Raw genomic sequence first — 21,504 nt, 5'->3', positions numbered from 1 at the left:
CACCCTGTTTACAGCGACGTTAATCGATCACACACGAACTTTCGTGACGCTTTCCGGACGTCCGGATGTCAGTCCCTGGGCCGCGAGGTGCCGGGGTCCGAGGACCGTGACGTATCGGGGGACCGGTCGTCGGCGTACTCGCCCAGTACCACGACGCTGAGGGCGGTACCTGCGAAGACCTTCACGGCCCGCAGGGCACTGCCCACGGGGTGCCGGTGCCCGGTGTCGTGGGCGACGGCGCGGGCGCCGTGTCTGGCACGGCCGGCCGCCTTGGGATCGGGTGGCGTGTTCAGGTAGTCGGTCATGTCTCCATGATGGGATTCACCCGGTCGCCGCACATCCGACCATGGACCGATCCGCGTGTCGCGCGGCGTACGGCCCCGGAAGCACTGCGCGACGGCCCTCCCCTAGGGGGTGCGGGGCCGTTTTTATTCGGTCGCGCGGCCATTGGGTGCTGGCTACAATCGCGCGTCTGCCCGCTTCCCGACGGCTCTCGCCGAGGAGCGCCGCCGCCCGGACGGAAACCGGCCGGCCCCCAGACCACCGCAGCTGCCCGGAGGCGAAGCCGTGCCCTCGCACGCCCAGGATCAGAAAGCCGAGAAGACCGAGCACGACGAGAACGACCCCCTGGAGCGCGAGCGACGGCACCTCGCCGCCTCCCGTTCCGCGCTCCGTGCCATGCGCGCGGACGCCGAGTCGCTGAACATCAAGGACGTCGCGGCGAACTGGGTCAACGCCCAGGTGCTCCAGGGCGAGATCGACGCCCGTATCAAGGCGCTCGCCGACCTCTCCCACACGCCGCTCTTCTTCGGACGGCTGGACTATCTCCACGCGCCGGGGATGGACCTGGCCGAGGGCGCATCGAAAGGGGCGGCGCGGAGCGCCTCCGGCAAGGGCGGTGGTGGGCGACGGGAGGGCGAGGACTTCTACATCGGGCGGCGGCACGTCCATGACGCCGACGGCGACCCGATGGTGATCGACTGGCGCGCGCCGGTCTCCCAGCCGTTCTACCGGGCCTCCAAGAAGGACCCGATGGACCTGCGGCTGCGTCGCCGCTTCGGGTACACCGGCGGCGAGCTGACCGCGTACGAGGACGAGCACCTCACCGACCCGGCGGAGGCGGAGCAGACCTCCAAGCTCCTCCAGACGGAGATCGAGCGGCCGCGCGTGGGGCCGATGCGGGACATCGTGGCCACCATCCAGCCCGAGCAGGACGAGATCGTCCGGGCCGGGATCGGCGGCACGGTCTGCGTCCAGGGGGCGCCCGGTACGGGGAAGACCGCCGTCGGCCTGCACCGGGTCGCGTACCTCCTGTACGCGCACCGCGAGCGGCTGGCGCGCGCCGGCACCCTCGTCATCGGGCCCAACAAGTCCTTCCTGCACTACATCGAGCAGGTGCTGCCCGCGCTGGGGGAGCTGGAGGTCAAGCAGGCCACGGTCGACGACCTGGTCGCGCACGTGGAGGTGCGCGGCGCGGACGACGCCGCTGCCGCCATGGTGAAGGGCGACGCGCGGATGGCGGAGGTGCTGCGCCGCGCCGTGCGCGCGCACGTCACGATGCCCGCCGAGGGGTGCGTGGTGGTCCGCGGTTCCCGCCGCTGGCGCGTGCCGGCGTACGAACTGGAGGAGATCGTCACGCAGTTGCTGGACCGCGGCATCCGGTACGGCGCGGGCCGGGAGGCGCTGCCGCACCGTATCGCGCACGCCGTGCTCGTCCAGATGGAGCGGGCCGGCGAGGCGCCCGACGACCGGGTGCAGGACGCGGTCGCCCGGAACGCCGCGGTGAAGGCGACGGTCAAGGCGGTCTGGCCGCCGGTGGATCCGGCCAAGCTGGTGCTGCGGCTGCTGAGCGACGCGGACTTCCTCGCCGAGCACGCCGACGGCGTCCTCACCGACGAGGAACAGAAGACCGTCCTGTGGACCAGGCCGGCCCGCAGCGTCCGCAGCGCCAAGTGGTCACCGGCCGACGCCGTCCTCATCGACGAGGCGCGCGACCTGGTGGAGCGCACGCACTCGCTCGGGCACGTGGTCCTGGACGAGGCGCAGGACCTCTCCCCCATGCAGTACCGGGCGGTGGGCCGGCGCTGTTCGACGGGTTCGGCGACCGTGCTGGGCGACATCGCCCAGGGGACGACGCCGTGGTCGACGGACACCTGGGAGGAGGCGCTGGCGCACCTGGGCAAGCCGGGTGCCGAGGTCGAGGAGCTGACGCAGGGCTTCCGTGTGCCGCGGGAGGTGATCGCGTACGCCTCGCGGCTGCTGCCGGCGATCGCGCCGGACCTCTCCGAGGCGACCTCCATCCGTGAGTCGCCGGGCGACTTCGGGATCCGTCCGACGACGGCGGAGGCGCTGGACGCGGCGGTGGTCGGGGCCTGTCGCGACGCGCTGGGGCGGGAGGGCTCCATCGGTCTGATCGCCGCGGAGCCGCGTGTCCCGGCCCTGCGTGCGGCGCTGGCCGACGCGGGCCTGGCCACGCTGGAACCGGGCGAGGAGACCTCGGCGGACGCCCGGCTCACGCTCGTGCCCGCCACCCTCGCCAAGGGTCTGGAGTACGACTACGTGGTGCTGGACGAGCCGGCGGCGCTGGTGGACGCCGAGCCCGACCAGCGGACGGGCCTGCGGCGCCTGTACGTCTGCCTCACCCGTGCCGTCTCGGGGCTGACGATCGTGCACGCGGCGCCGCTTCCGGAGGAGCTGGCGGGCTGACGGGCCCGGCGCGCGCGGACCGTTCAGCGGGCCGGGCAGCGGGCCGCTCAGCCGTCGAGTGCCGTGCGCCAGGTCTCGACGGCGGCCGGGGCGACCGGGGCCGTCCAGCCGTTCGGGCGGGCCGCGCCGCCGATGTGGAAGGCGGTGACGCCGGCGGCCCGGAGGCGGGGCACATGGCCGAGGGCGAGGCCGCCGCCCGCCATGATCTGCGGGTCGTACCCCGGTTCGCCGGAGGCGGCGCGGGCCGCCTCGGCCAGGAGGACCGGCAGCCCGTCGTCGACGCCGGCGGCCGAGCCGGCGGTGAGGTAGGTGTCCAGGCCGGGCCGGCCGTCGAGGCGCTTGCGCAGGCCGTCGCGGTCGGCGGCACGGTCGATGGCGCGGTGGAAGGTCCAGCGGCAGCCGTCGATCACCTCGGCCAGTCGGTCCAGTGCCGCGAGGTCGGGCCCGCCGTCCTCGGCCAGGAAGCCGAGCACGAACTCCTCGGCGCCCTCCGCCCGGAGGGCCGCGGCTTCGGCGCACAGCGCGTCGAACGTGCGGGCGTCGCCCGCCGCGAAGCCGTCCGCCGCGCGCAGCATGACGCGCAGCGGGATGCCGACGGCGGCCCGTACGGCGGCGACGGTCTCGCGCGGCGGGGTCAGCCCGTCGGCGGCCATGTCCGTGACCAGTTCGAGGCGGTCCGCCCCTCCGGCCTCGGCCGCGGCGGCGTCCGCGGCATCGAGCGCGATCACCTCAAGGATTGGTCTAGACATGTGCTCAAGAGTGCCACACCCGGCAGGCCACCGCTACGGAGCGACACCGATACGGCGCGAAAGCGATCCGGAGGAGCCGTCCGGGACACGCCACCGATCGGCGCGGATCACTGTGGTGGGGCCCCAGGTCCGGGTGCGCACAATGGACGTATGGCTTCCTCTCCGACGGACACCGCGGACCGCACGGACGCGGGCGACCTCCTGCGCCGCCGCTGGCACGACGCCGTACTGGCGCTACGGGGCTCCGGCGCCGCCGCTTCCGGCGCCATGTCCCTCGCGCCGGACCCCGCTCCGTACGCCGACAACCTGCTCGCGCGCTGGGCCGAGCCGCAGCGCCGGTACCACACGACCGCCCACCTGACCGCCGTACTGGACCGGATCGACGAGCTCGCCGCGCACGCCGCCGAGCCGGATGTCGTACGGCTCGCCGCGTGGTTCCACGACGCCGTCTACCGGCCGGACCGCTCCGAGAACGAGGAACGCAGCGCGGCGCTGGCCGAACGGGCGCTGCCGGAGCTGGGGATCGACGAGGAGCGCACGGCGGAGGTCGCGCGGCTGGTGCGGCTCACGGTCACGCACGACCCCGCGGAGGGCGACCGCAACGGCGAGGTGCTGTGCGACGCGGATCTGGCGGTGCTGGCCGGGGCGCCGGAGCAGTACGCCGCGTACGCCGCGGCGGTGCGGGAGGAGTTCGGGTTCGTGCCGGACGAGGCTTTTCACGCCGGCCGGGCCGACGTCCTGCGGCAGCTGCTGGCGCTGCCGCGGCTGTTCCGCACACCGGTGGGGCACGACAGATGGGAGCGGCTGGCCCGGCGGAACCTCAGCACGGAGCTCGACCTTCTGACGTCATGAGGGCGACGGCCGGGGCGGGGCGGAGGCGCCGGGGTCCGGGGCGCACCGCACGCACGTTCATCTCTCTTCGCGCGGCCGGCTCAGCGGCGCTCGCCCCGGCTGCGCGCGTTGGCCAGTGCCGTACGGGCGGCGAGCCGTTCGCGCGGAGTGGCCTCCCGGGCATCGGCCGGCGGACAGTCCCATTCGCGGCCGCCGCCCGGCGGGCGCAGCTGCACGTAGGGACCTTCGTGTCCCATCACTTCTCCGATCCTGCCGAACCGGGTGTCGACCACGTACGACCCCTTCGCCGGGAGCGTCACCGGGTACCTCATCTCTCCGGTCGCTGACCTCACTGCGCCTCACCGCGCCTCACTGCGCCTAATCGCGCTCCGTCGCGCCTCACTGCTTGTGTCTATATGGTGACGGTCCGGGGTTAAGCTTGACAGAGGGTGACATCCAACAACACCAGGTGCACGACAGGGAGTGGGCCATGCCGAAGCCGAAGCAACTGGACGCATCGGAATCACCGAGGGCGCTCTACGGCGCTGAGCTGCGATTCAAGCGGGAGAGGGCAGGGCTGACGCAGGCCGAGCTCGGAGCACCCATGTTCGTGAGCGGGTCGTTCATCGGCCAGCTCGAATCGGGCGCACGACGTATGCAGACGGAGTACGCACGACGGATCGACGAGATCCTCGACACCGACGGGTTCTTCGCGCGGAATGCCGAGGCCGCCCAGCGCTCGCGCTATCCGGAACACTTCGCGGACGCCGCCGACTTTGAAGCGTTAGCCCTGTCGATCAGGGAGTACGCACCCCTGCTCGTTCCGGGGCTGCTGCAAACGGAGGAGTACGCGCGAGCCGTGTTCCGCGCGGTGCATCCGGTGGCCCCCGAGGAGGTCATCGACGATCTGCTGTCGGCGCGGCTGGACCGCGCCCGCATCCTCAACAATCCAACAACCCCGTTGTTCTGGGCGGTACTCGACGAGAACGTGCTGCGCCGCCCGGTGGGCGGTCCGGCAGCGATGCACGCCCAACTCGCCCATATCGCCGCGCTCATGCGTCGAAATCGCGTCATCGTGCAACTGCTGCCCTACGCGGAGGGAGCCCACGCCGGTCTCGAAGGTTCGCTGAAGCTGATGACATTCGCAGATGCACCGCCCGTCGCGTACCTACAAGGCCTTGAAACAGGTCAGATGTTGGATGAGCCTTTGCGTGTGGAACGGTACGGCCTGGCTTACGATCTCGTCCGGGCCGCTGCACTGTCACCCGAAGCGTCCCTCGTTCAGATCGAGTTGGCGGCGAAGGAATTCCAGGATGGTCATGGATAACGACACGTTCCACCCGGCGCGGTACCGCGCCGTTCCCGGCGCGGGCCACGGTGCGCACAGCACCGCGGCCCGCCGCCCTTCGGGCCACGCGCCCGACCTCTCCGGCGTCCGCTGGCGCAAGAGCAGCTACAGCGGCGGCAGCGGCGGCGACTGCGTGGAGATGGGCTACGGCGCCCCCGGCGCCGTCCCGGTACGCGACAGCAAGATCCCTTGGGGCCCGGCGATCGTCGTGCCGCCGGCCGCCTGGTCGGCGTTTGTCACGGCGGTGCGGGACGGCGCGCTGGACGGGGCCGCCGGCGCCTGACGGCCGCCGGTTCGTGACGCGGCGGGTAACGGCCGCGTCACCTGCCGATGAAGACGGCCGTACGGGCCGATGACGGTCACTTCGGCGCGGACCCGCCGGGAATGTCATGCCTGTTCACACTGTTCATGCGTGTCATGCCCGTCCCTTCCACTCGCGCCGAACGCGCCCGAATGCCCATCGCCGTCTACATCCTCGGCCTATCCGTCTTCGCTCTCGGCACGAGCGAGTTCATGCTCTCCGGAATCCTCCAGCCACTGGCCCGGGACATGGACGTCTCCATCCCCCAAGCCGGACTGCTCGTCTCGGCTTTCGCGATCGGCATGGTGGTCGGCGCACCGACGCTGGCCGCCGCCACCCTCCGCCTGCCGCGCCGTACGACGCTGATCGCGCTCCTCACGGTCTTCGGTCTCGGCCAGGTCGCGGGCGCCCTCGCGCCTTCGTACCCCGTGCTGTTCGTCTCCCGTGTGGTCAGCGCGCTGGCCTGCGCGGGCTTCTGGGCGGTCGGCGCGGCGGTGGCCGTCTCGCTCGTGCCCTTCACGGCGCGCGCCCGCGCGATGGCCGTGATGGTCGGCGGTCTCAGCATCGCCAACATCGCCGGGGTGCCGGCCGGTGCGCTGCTCGGGCAGACGGCCGGCTGGCGCGCCGCGTTCTGGGGGGTGGCGGCCCTCTCCGCGATCGGCCTCGTGGGCGTGATCGCCCTCGTGCCGCGCACGGAGGTGCCCACGGGTGAGGACCGCCCGCAGCTCCGCCGTGAGCTGGCGATCTACCGGGACAAGCAGGTCTGGCTGTCGCTCAGCGCCACCGCGCTGAACGCCGCCGCGGTCTTCGCCCTGTTCTCCTACCTCTCCCCGCTGCTCACCGACGCAGCCGGGCTCGCCGAGAGCTGGGTGCCCACGGTCCTGGCGCTGTTCGGCGTCGGCGCGCTCATCGGTACGTACATCGGCGGCCGGGTCGCCGACGCACACCTCTTCCCGACCCTCTTCGGCGGCATCGCCGCCTCCACCGTCGTCCTGGCGGCGCTCGCGCTGACCGCGCACAACTCCGTGGCCGCCATCGCGCTTTCCCTGATGCTGGGCGTCACGGCATTCGCCACGGCACCGGCCCTGAACGCCCGGATGTTCAACGTGGCCAACGCGGCACCCACGCTGGCCGGCGCCACCACGACGGCCGCCTTCAACATCGGCAACACCCTCGGCCCGTGGCTCGGCGGCCTGGTCATCAGCGCGCACTGGGGCTACCCGGCCGTGGCGTGGACCGGCGCGGCGCTGGCGGCCGCCGCGGTCGTCGCAACCGCCCTGTCCTACCGGGCGCAGCGCTCGGCGAGCGCCTCCCGCCTCGTCGCCTCCTCGGACGAGCCGGGCGCCCACGAAGCGGCGGCGGACGAGCGGAGCGTGTCGGCGGGCGCGAAGCGTCTCTGACGCACCCCACCGCGTACGGCCGGCCGCCCGGCACGTACGGCACGAAGGCGGCGGCACGGCTCCTCGGCCGCGCCGCCGCCTTCCGCTTGCGGTGATCAGTGCCGCGGGTGTTTCGGCCGGCGCAGCCCCGCCGCCGTGAGCCGGCGCACCAGTTCCTTGCTGCCGATCTCGACCGCGCCGGCCCGTACGGCGTCGGCGTACCGTTCCGCCGGCAGGTCGTAGTGATCGCGCTCGAAGGCCCGGCGCGGCGCGCCGAGGCCGGCGGCGAAGGCGTGCAGCTCCTCGAACGACACGTCGCTCACCAGATGCGACCACAGCCGGCCGTGCCCCGGCCAGGTCGGCGGATCGATGTAGACCGTCACCCCGGGCCTCTCAGCGCGCCGCGGTGCCGAGCGAGCCGACACGGGCCACCGAGACCGCCGTCTTCGCGCAGACCCAGTGCGGGTCGGGCCCCAGCTCCGGCTCCACGTCCAGCGCGTGCGGGTCGCCGCCGTCGGTGCACACCGGGCACAGCGGCCAGCGGCCGTACCGCTCCAGCAGCGCGTCCTGGACGTCCTGGGCGACGAGCCCGGCGACGAATTCGACCCCCTCCGGCCACTGCTCCACCCACCACCGCCGGTGCGCGACCGCGTCCTCCACCATCGAGACGATGTCCGCGTCGGCGACCTCGTCCGCCATCAGATCCGCTATCACCAGGGCCCGTGCCGCGTGCAGCGCCTGTTCCAACTCCATATGCCCATTGTCGCGCGTACGCGCCGGAGCCCCACACGCGTTCCCGTCCACCGACCGGCCCCAAGTTGTCCACAGGCCACGGAAAGGTATTGACGCCGCGTACAGCTGAAATTACTTTTCAGTGGTGAGCACGAGATTGAAGGAAACTTTCAGCGGCACCCCCGGCGACCGCCCCGCTCCCCGGACCGGTCCCGGCGCCGCCCGCCGCCCCCAGCCGGACCGGACCCCGCCCGCCCCCGCGGCCCTCGCCGCCAAGGTGCGCACGCTGGCGCCGTCCATGACCCGCTCCATGCAGCGGGTCGCGGAGACCGTCGCCGCCGACCCTGCCGGCTGCGCCGCGCTCACCGTCACCGGCCTCGCCGAACGCACCGGCACCAGTGAGGCCACCGTCGTCCGCACCTCCCGCCTGCTCGGCTACCCGGGCTACCGCGACCTGCGGCTGGCGCTCGCGGCCCTCGCCGCGCAGCAGGCCACCGGCCGGGCGCCCGCGGTCACGGCCGACATAGCGGTCGACGACTCCCTCACCGACGTGATCACCAAGCTCGCGCAGGAAGAGCAGCAGTGCCTCGCCGACACCGCGGCCGCGCTGGACACCACCCAGCTGGAGGCGGCCGTCGCCGCGCTCGCCGGCGCCCGCCGCATCGACGTCTACGGCATCGGCGCCTCCAGCCTCGTCGGCCAGGACCTGGCACAGAAGCTGCTGCGCATCGGCCTGATCGCGCACGCGCACGCCGATCCGCACCTCGCCGTGACCAACGCCGTCCAGATGCGGACCGGCGACGTCGCCATCGCGATCACCCACTCCGGGCGCACCACCGACGTCATAGAACCGCTGCGGGTCGCCTTCGACCACGGCGCGACGACGATCGCCATCACCGGCCGCCCGGACGGCGAGATCGCCTCCTACGCCGACCACATACTCACCACCTCCACGGCCCGGGAGAGCGAGCTGCGCCCGGCGGCCATGTCGTCCCGTACGAGCCAGCTGCTCGTCGTCGACTGCCTCTTCGTCGGCGTCGCCCAGCGCACGTACGAGACGGCGGCGCCCGCCCTCTCCGCCTCCTACGAGGCCCTGGCGCACCGCCACTCCCCCCGCCCCCGCTGACCGCCCGCGCGCACCACCCGCCCCACCCTCAGCCGTACCGGGAGACCCCCTCACCATGACTTCCACCGCTGACCACGCCGAGCTGCGGGCCCAGCTGGAGACCCTCACCACCGAGGCGTTCCGGCCGGAGCTCGCCGAGATCGACCGGATGCCCACCCTGGACATCGCCCGCACGATGAACGGCGAGGACGCCACCGTCCCGGCCGCCGTCGCCGAGCAGCTGCCGCGGATCGCCGCCGCCATCGACGGCACGGCGGCCCGCATGGCCCGCGGCGGCCGGCTGATCTACGCCGGGGCCGGCACGGCGGGCCGGCTGGGCATCCTCGACGCCAGCGAGTGCCCGCCCACCTTCAACACCGACCCCGAGGAGGTCATCGGGCTGATCGCGGGCGGCCCGCCCGCCATGGTCACCGCCGTGGAGGGCGCCGAGGACAGCAAGGACCTGGCCGCCGCCGAGCTGGACGCGCTCGCCCTGACCGCCGACGACACGGTGGTCGGCATCTCCGCCTCGGGCCGCACGCCGTACGCCATCGGCGCCGTCGAGCACGCCCGCGCCCAGGGCGCGCTGACCATCGGCCTGTCGTGCAACGCCGGCTCCGCGCTCGCGGCCGCCGCCGACCACGGCATCGAGGTCGTCGTCGGGCCCGAGCTGCTGACCGGCTCCACCCGCCTGAAGGCCGGCACGGCCCAGAAGCTCGTGCTGAACATGCTCTCGACCATCACCATGATCCGGCTGGGCAAGACCTACGGAAACCTGATGGTCGACGTCCGGGCGTCCAACGACAAGCTGCGGGCCCGGTCCCGGCGCATCGTCGCGCTGGCCACCGGCGCGTCCGACGCGGAGATCGAGGACGCGCTCACCGCCACCGACGGGGAGGTGAAGAACGCCATCCTGACCATCCTCGGCTCCGTGGACGGCCCGACAGCGGCCCGCCTGCTCGCCGCCTCGCAAGGACACCTGCGCGCCGCCCTCCAGGCCGCAGCCCGGGAAGGCTGACGACCGGGGCCCCGCCCAGGACAGCCGACCGCCCGCCCGCGCGCTCCCTCCGGGAGCGGCGCCCTCTCCCCCGCGCGGCGACGCGCACCCTCCGACAGAACAGCGCCTGCACATGACCTCTGCATCTCCCCAGGGGAACTCCGGCTCCCCGGACAAGAACCGCGCCACCGCCGCCGCGCTCCTGCCCCTCGTGGGCGGCGCTGCCAACATCACGTCCGTCGCGCACTGCATGACCCGGCTCCGCCTCGGCATCAAGGACCGCTCGCTGGTCCAGGACGACGCCCTGAAGGCGCTGCCGGCAGTCATGGGGGTGGTCGAGGACGACACGTACCAGATCGTGCTGGGCCCCGGCACGGTCGCCCGGGTCACGCCCGTCTTCGAGGAACTGGTCGAGGAGGAGCGGGCGGCCGCTCCTGACCCGGCGCCGACCGGGCCCGCCGCTGCCGACGGCACCGCCGGTGCCGCCGACCCGGCCACCGCGTCCGGCCCGCCCGGCGACCCCGCCCCCGTCACCGCCGACGAGCTGGCCGCTCAGGGCGCCGCGATCAAGGCCCGCCGGAAGGCGGCGAACGCCACCCCCTTCAAGCTGTTCCTCCGCCGGATCGCCAACATCTTCGTCCCGCTGATCCCGGCCCTCATCGGCTGCGGCATCATCGCCGGCATCAACGGCCTGCTGACCAACCTCGGCTGGCTGCCGGCCCTGGTCCCCGCGCTGACCGCCATCGCCTCCGGCTTCATGGCGCTGATCGCGGTGTTCGTCGGCTTCAACACCGCGAAGGAGTTCGGCGGTACGCCGATCCTCGGCGGCGCGGTCGCGGCGATCATCGTCTTCCCCGGCGTCGCGAACATCACCGCGTTCGGCCAGAAGCTCGCCCCCGGGCAGGGCGGCGTACTCGGCGCGCTCGGCGCCGCGGTGCTGGCGGTGTACGTGGAGAAGTGGTGCCGCAGATGGGTGCCGGAATCACTCGACGTCCTGGTCACCCCGACCCTCACGGTCCTGCTCACCGGGCTGGTCACGATCTTCGGCCTGATGTACGCCGCGGGTGAGGTCTCCGCCGCGATCGGTACGGCCGCCAACTGGCTCCTCGCCCACGGCGGCGCGCTCGCCGGCTTCGTACTCGGCGGTCTCTTCCTCCCGCTGGTGATGCTCGGCCTGCACCAGGCCCTCATCCCCATCCACACCACCCTCATCGAGCAGCAGAGCTATACGGTCCTGCTGCCGATCCTGGCCATGGCCGGCGCGGGCCAGGTCGGCGCGGCCGTCGCCGTCTACCTCCGCCTCCCCCGCAACGGCTCGATCCGTACGACGATCAAGTCCGCCCTCCCCGCCGGCTTCCTCGGCGTCGGCGAACCGCTGATCTACGGCGTCTCGCTCCCGCTCGGGCGGCCGTTCGTCACCGCCTGCGTCGGCGGCGCGTTCGGCGGCGCCTTCGTCGGCCTCTTCAACCAGCTCGGCACGGCCGTCGGCTCCACCGCCATCGGCCCCTCCGGCTGGGCCCTCTTCCCCCTCCTCAAGGGCAACCACGACCTGGGCACGACGGCGGTCATCTACGCCGTGGGCCTGCTCGCCGGCTATGTCGTCGGCTTCCTGGCCACGTACTTCTTCGGCTTCAGCAAGCAGATGCTCGTCGACCTGAACGCGGACACGGCACGGGCCCCGGTGGCCGGCGGCACGGGTACGGGCCCCACCGCGGCCGCGGCCGGCGGCTCCGCCGCGGCAAAGGAGCCGGCGTCCGTATGAGCCGGCGTCCGCCCGGCCCGGCGCCCGGCTGAGCCGGCCGGCCCGTACCCCCGCCTCGTCCCCCGAGTCCCTCCCCCTGCTGTTCCGCCGCGGTGACATGTACCGTTCAGTCAACGGACGGTTCAACAGGGGGAGTTGAGGCGTGTGACGAGCGATGCGACGAGAGCCCCGCGGCCGGACGGAGCGGCGGAGCCCGCCCCTGATCCGGCCGCACTGCCCGGACCCGCCCCGCAGCCGACCGGCGGCGGCCGGTTCACCCGCCTCCGGCGGCGGTTCGCGGCGCTGGGGGCAGCCAACAAGATCGCGACGGTGGGACTGGTCATCGCCGCCGTACCGGTGCTCACACCACTGGTCACCGCGGGGTACGACGCGCTGTTCGGCGAGGAAGCCATCGCCATGGACGTCAGTCAGGCCGATGACGCCTGCTCGGCCCAGTACGTCGTCCCACCGGCCCATGAGAAGCTGCGGAACGCCGTCCCGGCAGCCCCGACGCGGACCCTCACCCGATGGGAACGGGAGAAGCGGATCACCCACCTGTCAGAGGTCGGCGCGGCCATCAGCATCCGCGGCAACCTCGACAAGGCCGTACAGATCCGGGACCTGTCCCTCACCGTCACCCACCGCTCCGAGCCCACGGCCGGCCGCCTCGCCCCGCACCCCGGCTGCGGCGGCGACGGCATCCGGGAAGTGTTCGTCGTCGACCTCGACTCGCTGCCGGTCGGCCGGCCGGTCTCCAGCGGCTACCTGCTGACCAGCCCCCGCCAGGACGCGGCCCGGCAGGCGGAGAGCCAGGGCAGCCGGAACAGCCTGCGCCTTCCCAAGTCCATCGGCACCAGCGATGTGTACGACCTCCTGCTCACCGGCCGCACCCGGAGCCACTACATCGAGTGGCGGGCCACCCTCACGTGGTGGGACGGCCGGACCCTGCACCGGACAGTCATCGACAACGACGGCCGTCCCTTCCGGGTGACGGCCGGGCCCCGGCCGGCCCGGGAGGAGCGTTGAACTCCCTCCGTGCCGCACGGCGCTCGCCCGTCGCCACCGCCGTCCTCACCGTGCTGCTGCTCCACCTCCTCGGCACGCTGCCGCAGCAGGTCGACTGGGCGGACCGAAGCACCGGCGACCGGCCGCTGTCCGCGCTCCGACTGCTGACCGTCTCGCCGACGCTGCGGTTCACCGAGGCGACCGGCGCGACGGCCGTGCTCCAGGAAGCGCTGTGGACGGTGCTCTTCCTCGCCCTGCTGGGCTCGGCCGCCACGGGGCTCGCCGCCCGGACGACGGGCCGTACCAAGGCCATGACCTGCGGCGTCGCGTTCACCGTTTTCGCACCGCTCGCCCATCTGCTCGCGCTCGCCTGCCTGCGGCTGCCCGAGCTTTCCGCCGACCCCGCGCTGCGCGGCGAGGCGGCGCTCCAGCTGCTCCAGGACGCCCAGGCGGGCGCCGGCCATGCCGTGTTCCTCGGGCTGCTCGGCGGCCAGGTCGGCTATACGGTCAGCATGCTCGGTGCCGCACCGAAGGAGTCCGGACTCGCGCTCCGCGATCAGTTCCACGCCGGCATCCGCCGGTTCCGTGCCGGCCTGTACACCCTCTGGCCGCGGATCGGCGGCACACTGCTCGCGACCGCGGGCGGCGCGCTGGTGCTGGCCGTGCTGCTCTCGGACGCGCCCGGCCGGATGCTGGAGCCACTCGTACGCTTCTGGTGCGCGCCGGGCGAACTGCCCGAGCAGTGCGGAATCTGGCTGCGCGAGCAGGTCGCCAACACCGACGGGATGGCGGCGCAGGCCGGTGAGTCGCCCCGGGAGCGCGCGTTCATGCTGCTCTACGCCTGGCAGATGTTCCTGGTCGGGTACGCGGTCACGCACCTCTTCGTCAATGTGACGACGGCCGGCCTGGCCCGCGTCCCGCGCGTGCTGCTCAGCGTCTGGGCCGCGTACACCGTCGGCGCGATCGGCTTCGTCGGCGGGCTGGCGGCCGGCGCCCCGCCGGAGGAGGGCGCCGCGACAGATCCGCTCGTCAGGCAGCTGATGTTGCTCCTGCCGCCGCCCGGTCTGGAGCATGCCCTGTACGGGGCGCCGGTCGCCGCCGCGGTCTGCGCGGTCGCGGTGTGGGCGGGCAGCCGGCTCGTTCGCCGCGGCACCCGCCCGGCCCCGGCTCCGCTCGACCCCGGTCCGGCCCTCGCTCCGGGCGCCCGGCCCGCCCCATGAAACGCCCGAGGGCGGCACCCCCGCGATGGGGGTGCCGCCCTCGGTCCGTACAGCGCGTACTGCGATGAACAGCTGATCCGTTCCCGGAAGGGGTGGATCAGAAGTCCATGTCACCGCCCGGCATGCCGCCCGGGGCGCCGCCGGCGGCGGCCTTCTCCGGCTTGTCGGCGATGACGGCCTCGGTGGTGAGGAAGAGCGCCGCGATGGAGGCGGCGTTCTGCAGCGCGGAGCGGGTGACCTTGGCGGGGTCGATGATGCCCTCGGCGATCATGTCGACGTACTCGCCGGTCGCGGCGTTCAGGCCGTGACCCACGGTCAGGTTGCGCACCTTCTCCACCACGACGCCGCCCTCGAGGCCGCCGTTGACGGAGATCTGCTTCAGCGGGGCCTCCAGGGCCAGCTTCACAGCGGCGGCACCGGTGGCCTCGTCACCCTCGAGCTCAAGCTTCTCGAAGACCGAGGAAGCCTGCAGCAGGGCGACGCCACCGCCGGCAACGATGCCCTCCTCGACGGCCGCCTTCGCGTTGCGAACGGCGTCCTCGATGCGGTGCTTGCGCTCCTTGAGCTCGACCTCGGTCGCGGCACCGGCCTTGATGACCGCAACACCGCCGGCGAGCTTCGCCAGGCGCTCCTGCAGCTTCTCGCGGTCGTAGTCGCTGTCCGAGTTCTCGATCTCGGCGCGGATCTGGTTGACGCGGCCCTGGACCTGGTCGCTGTCGCCGGCACCGTCGACGATGGTGGTCTCGTCCTTGGTGATGACGACCTTGCGGGCGCGGCCGAGCAGGTCGAGACCGGCGTTCTCCAGCTTGAGGCCGACCTCCTCGGAGATGACGGTGCCACCGGTGAGGATGGCGATGTCGCCGAGCATGGCCTTGCGGCGGTCACCAAAGCCCGGGGCCTTCACGGCGACGGACTTGAAGGTGCCACGGATCTTGTTGACGACCAGGGTCGACAGGGCCTCGCCCTCGACGTCCTCCGCGATGATCAGCAGCGGCTTGCCCGACTGCATGACCTTCTCCAGCAGCGGAAGGAGGTCCTTCACGTTGGAGATCTTGGAGTTGACGATCAGGATGTACGGGTCGTCGAGCGACGCCTCCATACGCTCCATGTCGGTGGCGAAGTACGCCGAGATGTAGCCCTTGTCGAAGCGCATACCCTCGGTGAGCTCCAGCTCCAGACCGAAGGTCTGGGACTCCTCGACGGTGATGACGCCTTCCTTGCCGACCTTGTCCATGGCCTCGGCGATGAGCTCGCCGATCTGGGTGTCGGCCGCGGAGATGGAGGCGGTGGAGGCGATCTGCTCCTTGGTCTCCACGTCCTTCGCCTGCTCCAGCAGGGCGGCGGAGACGGCCTCGACGGCGCGCTCGATGCCGCGCTTCAGGGCCATCGGGTTGGCGCCGGCCGCGACGTTGCGCAGGCCCTCGCGGACCAGGGCCTGGGCCAGGACGGTCGCGGTCGTCGTGCCGTCACCGGCGACGTCGTCCGTCTTCTTCGCGACCTCCTTGACCAGCTCGGCGCCGATCTTCTCGTACGGGTCCTCGAGCTCGATCTCCTTGGCGATGGACACACCATCGTTGGTGATCGTGGGGGCGCCCCACTTCTTCTCAAGGACGACGTTGCGGCCCTTGGGGCCAAGGGTGACCTTGACGGCGTCGGCGAGCTGGTTCATCCCGCGCTCGAGACCGCGCCGTGCCTCCTCGTCGAACGCGATGATCTTGGCCATGTGAAGTGGTCCTCCCGGACAGGGGTGGAAACGCAGTGGACCGCGACGGTGCCCGCGACGGACGGCCTGCGACCCCGTGGTTCCCTGCCCCACCGGGCCGCGGACCTCACCGGCCCGATCCGAAGTTCTGTCACTCTCACCTTCAGAGTGCTAACGCAATGATTAGCACTCGGCCCCCCAGAGTGCAAGCGCCTCCACAGAAGGCTCGATGAGCGGTGGTGGTGGGCGACAGGGTGGACGCAAGCACCTCAGCCAGGCTGCGGGCTCGCGCGGCGGCTGTGCAAGGGGCCGGGCCATTGCATGCCGTGCACAACAAGAGGCCCGTACCCCCCTCAGGGAGCACGGACCTCCGTACGCTGCAGTCGGTCGGCGCTTCAGCCGGCCACGCGAACCATGTCCGCCTGCGGCCCCTTCTGACCCTGCGAGATCTCGAACTCGACCCGCTGGCCTTCCTCAAGGGTGCGGTAACCGTCCATCTGGATCGCGCTGTAGTGGACGAAAACATCCGCACCACCGTCGACCGCGATGAAGCCGTACCCCTTCTCCGCGTTGAACCACTTGACGGTGCCCTGAGCCATTCCTAACTCCCCTATTGCTGGCCCTTGCGCAGGACCGCACTCCGCGGACCCGGGTCAGACCTCACCCTCAAGGAGGGTGTGCGCCGGAACGCGTCGACCGCCGCTGAATGTATCTGGACCGATGCCCAGCGCAACAGGTCAATCGGACGAGAATTCTGCCCACGACCATTCGCCGATATCTGGCGAAGTCTCAACAATTCTGGGCAAGCCGGGCCGGGCATAGCTCATCAACACGACAAATTGCGCACACACTTTGGGCACATCTTGTCGTGTTCTCATATGCGGCGGGCACGCGCGCGAAGAGGATTCACCTCAACTGTATCGCCTTTAACGACATGGAATCGCCCCGTCCGCTTCTGTTGCGGACGGGGCGATTCCGGGGCGCGCATCCCGTCATTCACGAGACGGTGCACAAGGGGCGCACACAGGGCGCACAAAGGGGCGTACGGCCGCTTTTTCAGCAGCCGCCGGCCACCGCGGGAATGATCGAAACGCTGGCACCGTCCGGCGTCGCGGTCTCCAGGCCGCCCTCGAAGCGCACGTCGTCGTCGTTGACGTAGACGTTCACGAAGCGGCGCAGCTTGCCCTGGTCGTCCAGGACGCGGGCCGCGATGCCGTTGTGGTTCTTCTCCAGGTCCTGGATGACCTCGGAGAGCTTCGCGCCCTCGGCGGGGACCTCGGCCTGGCCGCCGGTGTAGGTGCGGAGGATGGTGGGGATGCGGACGTTGACGCTCATGTTCTTCTGCCTTCCGGTTTCAGTGGCTACGGGTGCGAGGCGGCTCTCCGGCCGGGGGCCAGGGCTCAGCCGAGGCCGGCCTCGCGGAAGGAGTCCAGGCTCGGACGGATGGTCGCGGTCGGGCCGGTGGTCGGCGCGACGGCGTCCAGCGTCTTCAGGCCGTCGCCGGTGTTCAGGACGACGAGGGACTTGGCCGGGTCGATCTGCCCGTTCTCGATGAGCTTCTTGGTGACGCCGACGGTCACGCCGCCCGCGGTCTCCGCGAAGATGCCCTCGGTGCGGGCCAGCAGCTTGATCGCGTCCACGACCTGCTCGTCGTCGACGTCCTCGACGGCGCCGCCGGTGCGGCGGGCGATGTCGAGCACGTACGGGCCGTCCGCCGGGTTGCCGATGGCCAGCGACTTGGCGATGGTGTTCGGCTTCTGCGGGCGGACCACGTCGTGGCCGGCCTTGAAGGCGGTGGACACCGGCGAGCAGCCCTCGGCCTGGGCGCCGAAGATCTTGTACGGCTTGTCCTCGACCAGGCCGAGCTTGATCAGCTCCTTGAGCCCCTTGTCGATCTTCGTGAGCTGCGAGCCCGAGGCGATCGGGATGACCAGCTGGTCCGGCAGCTCCCAGCCGAGCTGCTCGCAGATCTCGTACGCGAGCGTCTTGGAACCCTCGCCGTAGTACGGGCGGAGGTTGACGTTCACGAAGCCCCAGCCCTCGCCCAGCGGGTCGCCGATGAGCTCGGAGCAGAAGCGGTTGACGTCGTCGTAGTTGCCCTCGATGCCGACGAGGTCACCGCCGTACACCGCGGCCATGACGACCTTGCCCGCCTCCAGGTCGTGCGGGATGAACACGCAGGAGCGGAAGCCGGCCCGGCGCGCCGCGGCGCCGACGGCACCGGCCAGGTTGCCGGTGGAGGAGCAGGACAGGGTGGTGAAGCCGAAGGCGCGGGCCGCCTCGACGGCGATGGCCACGACGCGGTCCTTGAAGGAGTGCGTCGGGTTGCCGGAGTCGTCCTTCACGTACAGGCCGCCGGTGACGCCCAGCTCGGCGGCGAGCCGGTCGGCCTTGACCAGCTTGGTGAAGCCCGGGTTGAGGTTGGGCTTGTCGGCCACGTCGGCGGGGACGGGCAGCAGCGGCGCGTACCGCCAGATGTTGTCGGGACCGGCCTCGATCTGCTTCTTCAGGCCCTCGGGGTCGCCGCTCGGCAGGTCGTAGGCCACTTCGAGCGGCCCGAAACATTCCTGACAGGCGAAGATCGGGCCCAGATCGAAGCGGGTACCGCACTCGCGGCAGGACAGCGCAGCGGCGGGGCCGAGGGAGACGGCGGAAGTGGTGGTGCTTTCAGAAGCTTGCACAGCCATGGAGGCGAGGCCCTTTCTCCTCATCTTCCTCACGACGCATCTCGCCGTGAGACGGATTTGGCACCTTCCCTAGCCGGGAGCCTCGCGCGCGGGACGTCAGTGTCCTGGCGGCAAGACCGGCTGGAGGGTTGCCGGGGCTTCAACGGGCCGTATCCCTCTGCCCCTCTGGATGAGCGGTATGGCCTGCATACGAAACACAGGCGTTTGTTCAGCGGTGACCCCGGCATGCGGTGGTCATCCGCGTTGTTCAAGACTGTAACCGAAGGGGTGGATGGTTGAGATAGCCGTCCGAACCGCGAGATGGCTCACACCGCGTAGCAAGATGGCCCACACGCGTAGCAAAAGGAGACGGATACGTGCTGGAAGAGGTGGAGCGCTGGCTGGCCGGCCGCTCCTGGTCCGCCGCCGACCGACCGCTCGACCAGCTGTTGGCAGCGAAAGGGCGCACGGGGCAGACGGTCAGCGTAGTGCTGCCCGCGCTCGACGAGGAAGCCACGGTCGGCACGATCGTGGAGATCATCCGTCGTGACCTGATGTCCGACGCGATGCCGCTGGTCGATGAGCTGATCGTGGTGGATTCCGGCTCCACCGACCGCACCTCCGAGGTCGCCGCCGCGGCCGGCGCCCGGGTCGTGCACCGCGACGCGATCCTGCCGCGGCTGGCGACGGTGCCCGGCAAGGGCGAGGTGCTCTGGCGCTCGCTGCTGGCCACCAGCGGCGACATCGTCTGCTTCGTCGACGCCGACCTGCGCGAGTTCTCCGCCGACTTCGTGTCCGGGATCGTCGGGCCGCTGCTGACCGACCCGCAGGTGCAGTTCGTGAAGGCGATGTACGACCGGCCGCTGGGCGACGCCGTCGGCGGCGCCGGGGCGGGCCGGGACGGTCGTCGTGCCGGCGGCGAGCAGGGCGGGCGGGTGACCGAGCTGGTGGCCCGCCCGCTGCTCAATCTGCACTGGCCGCAGCTGGCCGGTTTCGTCCAGCCGCTCGGCGGCGAGTACGCGGCCCGGCGCTCGCTCCTGGAGCGGCTGCCCTTCCCCGTGGGATACGGCGTCGAGCTGGGCCTGCTGGTCGACGCGCTGCACACGGTCGGCCTGGACGCGCTGGCGCAGGTGGACGTGGGGGTGCGCCGGCACCGGCACCAGGACGGGCAGGCCCTGGGGCGGATGGCCGCGGCGATCTACCGCACCGCCCAGCTGCGGCTGGCGCGCGGCCACCTCGTACGGCCCCGGCTCACCCAGTTCGACCGGGGTGCGGAGGGCGGCTTCGTGCCGCGTACGACCGCGGTGGACACCGAGGAGCGGCCGCCGATGCGCGGCATACCGGAGTACGCGGAGCGGCGGGCGGCCTGAGGCCGGGGCGCGGCGGGCGGTACGGGCCCCGAGGAGCCGCGGGGATCCGGTGCGCCGGGGGCCGTCCGCGCGCTCGTGCGGGCCGCGCGCGGCGCCCGACGTGCGGCTGCGCCCGCGATGTGCTGCGGGCCGTACGTTTGAGCGGATCTGTGGCGGGTTAGTTCATCGGCATGGTCTCCTCCAGCTCAGGTGCCCAGGTTCTCGTCGCGTCCAACCGCGGCCCGGTCTCCTACGCCCTGGGCGCGGACGGCGCGCTCACTTCCCGGCGCGGCGGTGGCGGACTGGTCTCGGGCCTGTCCGCGATCGGCTCGGACGCCGGAGCCGTGTGGGTGTGCGCGGCGCTCGGCGACGGCGACCGCGAGGCGGCCCGGCGGGCCGCCTCCGGTGCCGGACTGCTGGACCCGGCCGACACCGGCGGACAGCAGGTCCGGATGCTGGACATCCCGCCCGAGGTGTTCTCCGACGCGTACAACGGCATCGCCAACTCCGTGCTGTGGTTCGTCCACCACCTGCTGTACCAGACGCCGCTGGAGCCGGCGTTCGACGCGGATTTCCGCGGCCAGTGGGCGGCCTACGAGGCGTACAACACCGCCTTCGCCGACGCGCTCGCCGAGGCCGCGGCGCCGGGCGCCGCCGTCCTCGTGCAGGACTACCACCTCACGCTGGTGCCGGGCCTGCTCCGCGAGCGCCGCCCCGACCTGCGCATCGGCCACTTCTCGCACACCCCGTGGGCGCCGCCGGACTACTTCCGGCTGCTGCCGGACGATGTGGCGGCCCAGGTGCTGCGTGGCGTCCTGGGCGGCGACCGGGCGGCGTTCCTGACCCGCCGCTGGGCCGAGGCGTTCGCCGAGTGCTGCGCGGCCGTGCTGGGCGCCGAGGTGGCGCGGGACGGGGAGGCCGGGCTGCGCGTCACGCACGAGGGCCGGACCACCCGGCTCGGCGTGCACGGCCTGGGCGCCGACGCGGACTTCCTGCGCGACCGGTCCCGGCAGCCGGACGTCGACGACCGGCTGGCGGACCTGCGCGAGCAGATCGGCACCGGCGAGGACGGCGCGCCGCGGAAGACGATCGTGCGGGTGGACCGCACGGAGCTGTCGAAGAACATCGTGCGCGGGCTGCGGGCGTACCGGCGGCTGCTGGCCGACCGGCCCGAGTGGCGCGGCCGGGTCGTCCACATAGCGTTCGCCTACCCCTCGCGGCAGGACCTGGCGGTGTACCGGGAGTACACCGAGGAGGTCGCGCGGCTGGCCGGGGAGATCAACGACGAGTTCGGCACGGCCGGCTGGCTGCCGGTCGTGCTGCATGTGAAGGACGACTTCGCGCGTTCCCTGGCGGCCTACCGGCTCGCCGACGTCGCGCTGGTCAACCCCATCCGCGACGGCATGAACCTGGTCGCCAAGGAGGTGCCGGTGGTCTCGGAGGCGGGCTGCGCGCTGGTGCTCTCCCGGGAGGCCGGGGCCTGTGCTGAGCTGGCGGACGACGCGCTGGTGGTCAATCCGTACGACATCGAGGCGACGGCCGGCGCGCTGCACGAGGCGTTGACGATGCCCCAGGACGAGCGCGCGGAACGTTCGAAGCGGCTGGCCATGGCGGCGACGGCGCTGCCGCCCGCGCAGTGGTTTTTGGACCAGCTCCGGGCCCTGCGGGGCTGA

General features: G+C 72.1%; 21 protein-coding genes and 1 riboswitch. Of the genes, 12 read left to right on the top strand and 9 right to left on the bottom strand.

The window, feature by feature from the left end:
* Positions 1 to 68: 68 nt before the first annotated feature.
* Complete coding sequence (locus ACZ6WH_RS22800; RefSeq protein WP_432857865.1) at positions 69 to 305, bottom strand: hypothetical protein; 237 nt, start codon at positions 303 to 305, stop codon at positions 69 to 71.
* Between the two features lie 262 nt (positions 306 to 567).
* Here ACZ6WH_RS22800 and ACZ6WH_RS22795 point away from each other — a divergent pair, with 262 nt between their 5' ends.
* On the top strand, positions 568 to 2,706 hold the full coding sequence (locus tag ACZ6WH_RS22795; protein WP_469730107.1) for a HelD family protein: 2,139 nt from the start codon (positions 568 to 570) through the stop codon (positions 2,704 to 2,706).
* A 47-nt stretch (positions 2,707 to 2,753) separates the two neighbouring features.
* Here ACZ6WH_RS22795 and ACZ6WH_RS22790 read toward each other — a convergent pair whose 3' ends face one another.
* Entirely contained in the window at positions 2,754 to 3,455 is a 702-nt protein-coding gene (locus tag ACZ6WH_RS22790; RefSeq protein WP_432857861.1) for a copper homeostasis protein CutC, read from the bottom strand.
* 150 nt (positions 3,456 to 3,605) lie between these two features.
* Here ACZ6WH_RS22790 and ACZ6WH_RS22785 point away from each other — a divergent pair, with 150 nt between their 5' ends.
* Positions 3,606 to 4,307, top strand: a complete 702-nt coding sequence (locus ACZ6WH_RS22785; RefSeq protein ID WP_469730106.1) for an HD domain-containing protein — start codon at positions 3,606 to 3,608, stop codon at positions 4,305 to 4,307.
* An 80-nt stretch (positions 4,308 to 4,387) separates the two neighbouring features.
* Here ACZ6WH_RS22785 and ACZ6WH_RS22780 read toward each other — a convergent pair whose 3' ends face one another.
* Positions 4,388 to 4,618, bottom strand: coding sequence for a hypothetical protein (locus tag ACZ6WH_RS22780; protein ID WP_361559219.1), 231 nt, complete (start codon positions 4,616 to 4,618; stop codon positions 4,388 to 4,390).
* Between the two features lie 158 nt (positions 4,619 to 4,776).
* Here ACZ6WH_RS22780 and ACZ6WH_RS22775 point away from each other — a divergent pair, with 158 nt between their 5' ends.
* The 3 genes from ACZ6WH_RS22775 to ACZ6WH_RS22765 all read left to right on the top strand — a co-directional run bounded on the left by ACZ6WH_RS22775 (position 4,777) and on the right by ACZ6WH_RS22765 (position 7,335).
* A complete protein-coding gene (locus ACZ6WH_RS22775) occupies positions 4,777 to 5,613 on the top strand; it encodes a helix-turn-helix domain-containing protein (RefSeq protein ID WP_469730105.1) in 837 nt (278 codons plus the stop codon).
* Positions 5,606 to 5,917 carry a DUF397 domain-containing protein gene (locus ACZ6WH_RS22770; RefSeq protein WP_432857855.1) on the top strand — a complete coding sequence of 104 codons (312 nt, stop codon included), beginning with the start codon at positions 5,606 to 5,608 and terminating at the stop codon, positions 5,915 to 5,917. Before ACZ6WH_RS22775 ends, ACZ6WH_RS22770 begins: the two co-directional genes overlap by 8 nt.
* A gap of 170 nt (positions 5,918 to 6,087) precedes the next feature.
* Positions 6,088 to 7,335 carry a Cmx/CmrA family chloramphenicol efflux MFS transporter gene (locus ACZ6WH_RS22765; RefSeq protein ID WP_469730657.1) on the top strand — a complete coding sequence of 416 codons (1,248 nt, stop codon included), beginning with the start codon at positions 6,088 to 6,090 and terminating at the stop codon, positions 7,333 to 7,335.
* 95 nt (positions 7,336 to 7,430) lie between these two features.
* On the opposite strand, the gene ACZ6WH_RS22760 is transcribed toward ACZ6WH_RS22765, so the two are convergent.
* Positions 7,431 to 7,697 (bottom strand): DUF4031 domain-containing protein, encoded by a 267-nt coding sequence (locus ACZ6WH_RS22760; protein ID WP_432857853.1) that lies wholly within the window; start codon positions 7,695 to 7,697, stop codon positions 7,431 to 7,433.
* Positions 7,698 to 7,707: 10 nt separating this feature from the next.
* A complete protein-coding gene (locus ACZ6WH_RS22755) occupies positions 7,708 to 8,067 on the bottom strand; it encodes a hypothetical protein (RefSeq protein WP_469730104.1) in 360 nt (119 codons plus the stop codon).
* Between the two features lie 124 nt (positions 8,068 to 8,191).
* Between ACZ6WH_RS22755 and ACZ6WH_RS22750 the strand changes: the two genes are divergently transcribed.
* The 5 genes from ACZ6WH_RS22750 (at position 8,192) to ACZ6WH_RS22730 (ending at position 14,114) form a co-directional block, all read left to right on the top strand.
* Positions 8,192 to 9,172 (top strand): MurR/RpiR family transcriptional regulator, encoded by a 981-nt coding sequence (locus tag ACZ6WH_RS22750; RefSeq protein ID WP_432857849.1) that lies wholly within the window; start codon positions 8,192 to 8,194, stop codon positions 9,170 to 9,172.
* 55 nt (positions 9,173 to 9,227) lie between these two features.
* Positions 9,228 to 10,169 carry an N-acetylmuramic acid 6-phosphate etherase gene (gene murQ, locus ACZ6WH_RS22745; RefSeq protein WP_469730103.1) on the top strand — a complete coding sequence of 314 codons (942 nt, stop codon included), beginning with the start codon at positions 9,228 to 9,230 and terminating at the stop codon, positions 10,167 to 10,169.
* A 112-nt stretch (positions 10,170 to 10,281) separates the two neighbouring features.
* On the top strand, positions 10,282 to 11,910 hold the full coding sequence (locus ACZ6WH_RS22740; RefSeq protein WP_469730102.1) for a PTS transporter subunit EIIC: 1,629 nt from the start codon (positions 10,282 to 10,284) through the stop codon (positions 11,908 to 11,910).
* Positions 11,911 to 12,054: 144 nt separating this feature from the next.
* Positions 12,055 to 12,915, top strand: a complete 861-nt coding sequence (locus tag ACZ6WH_RS22735; RefSeq protein WP_469730101.1) for a hypothetical protein — start codon at positions 12,055 to 12,057, stop codon at positions 12,913 to 12,915.
* On the top strand, positions 12,912 to 14,114 hold the full coding sequence (locus ACZ6WH_RS22730; RefSeq protein ID WP_469730100.1) for a hypothetical protein: 1,203 nt from the start codon (positions 12,912 to 12,914) through the stop codon (positions 14,112 to 14,114). The genes ACZ6WH_RS22735 and ACZ6WH_RS22730 overlap by 4 nt, the downstream gene beginning before the upstream one ends.
* A 97-nt stretch (positions 14,115 to 14,211) precedes the next feature.
* Here ACZ6WH_RS22730 and groL read toward each other — a convergent pair whose 3' ends face one another.
* The 4 genes from groL to thrC form a co-directional block, all read right to left on the bottom strand.
* A complete protein-coding gene (gene groL, locus ACZ6WH_RS22725; protein ID WP_361559193.1) occupies positions 14,212 to 15,837 on the bottom strand; it encodes a chaperonin GroEL in 1,626 nt (541 codons plus the stop codon).
* 374 nt (positions 15,838 to 16,211) lie between these two features.
* Positions 16,212 to 16,415 carry a cold-shock protein gene (locus ACZ6WH_RS22720; RefSeq protein WP_003986833.1) on the bottom strand — a complete coding sequence of 68 codons (204 nt, stop codon included), beginning with the start codon at positions 16,413 to 16,415 and terminating at the stop codon, positions 16,212 to 16,214.
* 457 nt (positions 16,416 to 16,872) lie between these two features.
* A complete protein-coding gene (locus ACZ6WH_RS22715; RefSeq protein ID WP_361559190.1) occupies positions 16,873 to 17,151 on the bottom strand; it encodes a MoaD/ThiS family protein in 279 nt (92 codons plus the stop codon).
* A gap of 65 nt (positions 17,152 to 17,216) precedes the next feature.
* Positions 17,217 to 18,503, bottom strand: a complete 1,287-nt coding sequence (gene thrC, locus ACZ6WH_RS22710) for a threonine synthase (RefSeq protein WP_432857840.1) — start codon at positions 18,501 to 18,503, stop codon at positions 17,217 to 17,219.
* A 17-nt stretch (positions 18,504 to 18,520) separates the two neighbouring features.
* A riboswitch (SAM riboswitch) is annotated at positions 18,521 to 18,679 on the bottom strand.
* Positions 18,680 to 18,859: 180 nt separating this feature from the next.
* Here thrC and ACZ6WH_RS22705 point away from each other — a divergent pair.
* Together ACZ6WH_RS22705 and ACZ6WH_RS22700 are read left to right on the top strand one after the other, a co-directional pair.
* Complete coding sequence (locus tag ACZ6WH_RS22705) at positions 18,860 to 19,852, top strand: glucosyl-3-phosphoglycerate synthase (protein ID WP_469730099.1); 993 nt, start codon at positions 18,860 to 18,862, stop codon at positions 19,850 to 19,852.
* Between the two features lie 170 nt (positions 19,853 to 20,022).
* Positions 20,023 to 21,504 (top strand): alpha,alpha-trehalose-phosphate synthase (UDP-forming), encoded by a 1,482-nt coding sequence (locus ACZ6WH_RS22700; protein WP_469730098.1) that lies wholly within the window; start codon positions 20,023 to 20,025, stop codon positions 21,502 to 21,504.

The organism is Streptomyces sp. NPDC050806, from assembly GCF_055586425.1.
Note: the sequence above shows the minus strand (reverse complement) of the source record. Positions and strands in the feature narration are given on the sequence as shown.

Bases quoted from the DNA above. Each gene is read 5' to 3' on its own strand.
- ACZ6WH_RS22800 (WP_432857865.1), bottom strand. From the start codon at position 305: ATGACCGACTACCTGAACACGCCACCCGATCCCAAGGCGGCCGGCCGT.
- ACZ6WH_RS22790 (WP_432857861.1), bottom strand. From the start codon at position 3,455: ATGTCTAGACCAATCCTTGAGGTGATCGCGCTCGATGCCGCGGACGCC.
- ACZ6WH_RS22785 (WP_469730106.1), top strand. From the start codon at position 3,606: ATGGCTTCCTCTCCGACGGACACCGCGGACCGCACGGACGCGGGCGAC.
- ACZ6WH_RS22780 (WP_361559219.1), bottom strand. From the start codon at position 4,618: ATGAGGTACCCGGTGACGCTCCCGGCGAAGGGGTCGTACGTGGTCGAC.
- ACZ6WH_RS22775 (WP_469730105.1), top strand. From the start codon at position 4,777: ATGCCGAAGCCGAAGCAACTGGACGCATCGGAATCACCGAGGGCGCTC.
- ACZ6WH_RS22770 (WP_432857855.1), top strand. From the start codon at position 5,606: ATGGATAACGACACGTTCCACCCGGCGCGGTACCGCGCCGTTCCCGGC.
- ACZ6WH_RS22765 (WP_469730657.1), top strand. From the start codon at position 6,088: ATGCCCATCGCCGTCTACATCCTCGGCCTATCCGTCTTCGCTCTCGGC.
- ACZ6WH_RS22755 (WP_469730104.1), bottom strand. From the start codon at position 8,067: ATGGAGTTGGAACAGGCGCTGCACGCGGCACGGGCCCTGGTGATAGCG.
- murQ (WP_469730103.1), top strand. From the start codon at position 9,228: ATGACTTCCACCGCTGACCACGCCGAGCTGCGGGCCCAGCTGGAGACC.
- ACZ6WH_RS22740 (WP_469730102.1), top strand. From the start codon at position 10,282: ATGACCTCTGCATCTCCCCAGGGGAACTCCGGCTCCCCGGACAAGAAC.
- groL (WP_361559193.1), bottom strand. From the start codon at position 15,837: ATGGCCAAGATCATCGCGTTCGACGAGGAGGCACGGCGCGGTCTCGAG.
- ACZ6WH_RS22720 (WP_003986833.1), bottom strand. From the start codon at position 16,415: ATGGCTCAGGGCACCGTCAAGTGGTTCAACGCGGAGAAGGGGTACGGC.
- ACZ6WH_RS22715 (WP_361559190.1), bottom strand. From the start codon at position 17,151: ATGAGCGTCAACGTCCGCATCCCCACCATCCTCCGCACCTACACCGGC.
- thrC (WP_432857840.1), bottom strand. From the start codon at position 18,503: ATGGCTGTGCAAGCTTCTGAAAGCACCACCACTTCCGCCGTCTCCCTC.
- ACZ6WH_RS22700 (WP_469730098.1), top strand. From the start codon at position 20,023: ATGGTCTCCTCCAGCTCAGGTGCCCAGGTTCTCGTCGCGTCCAACCGC.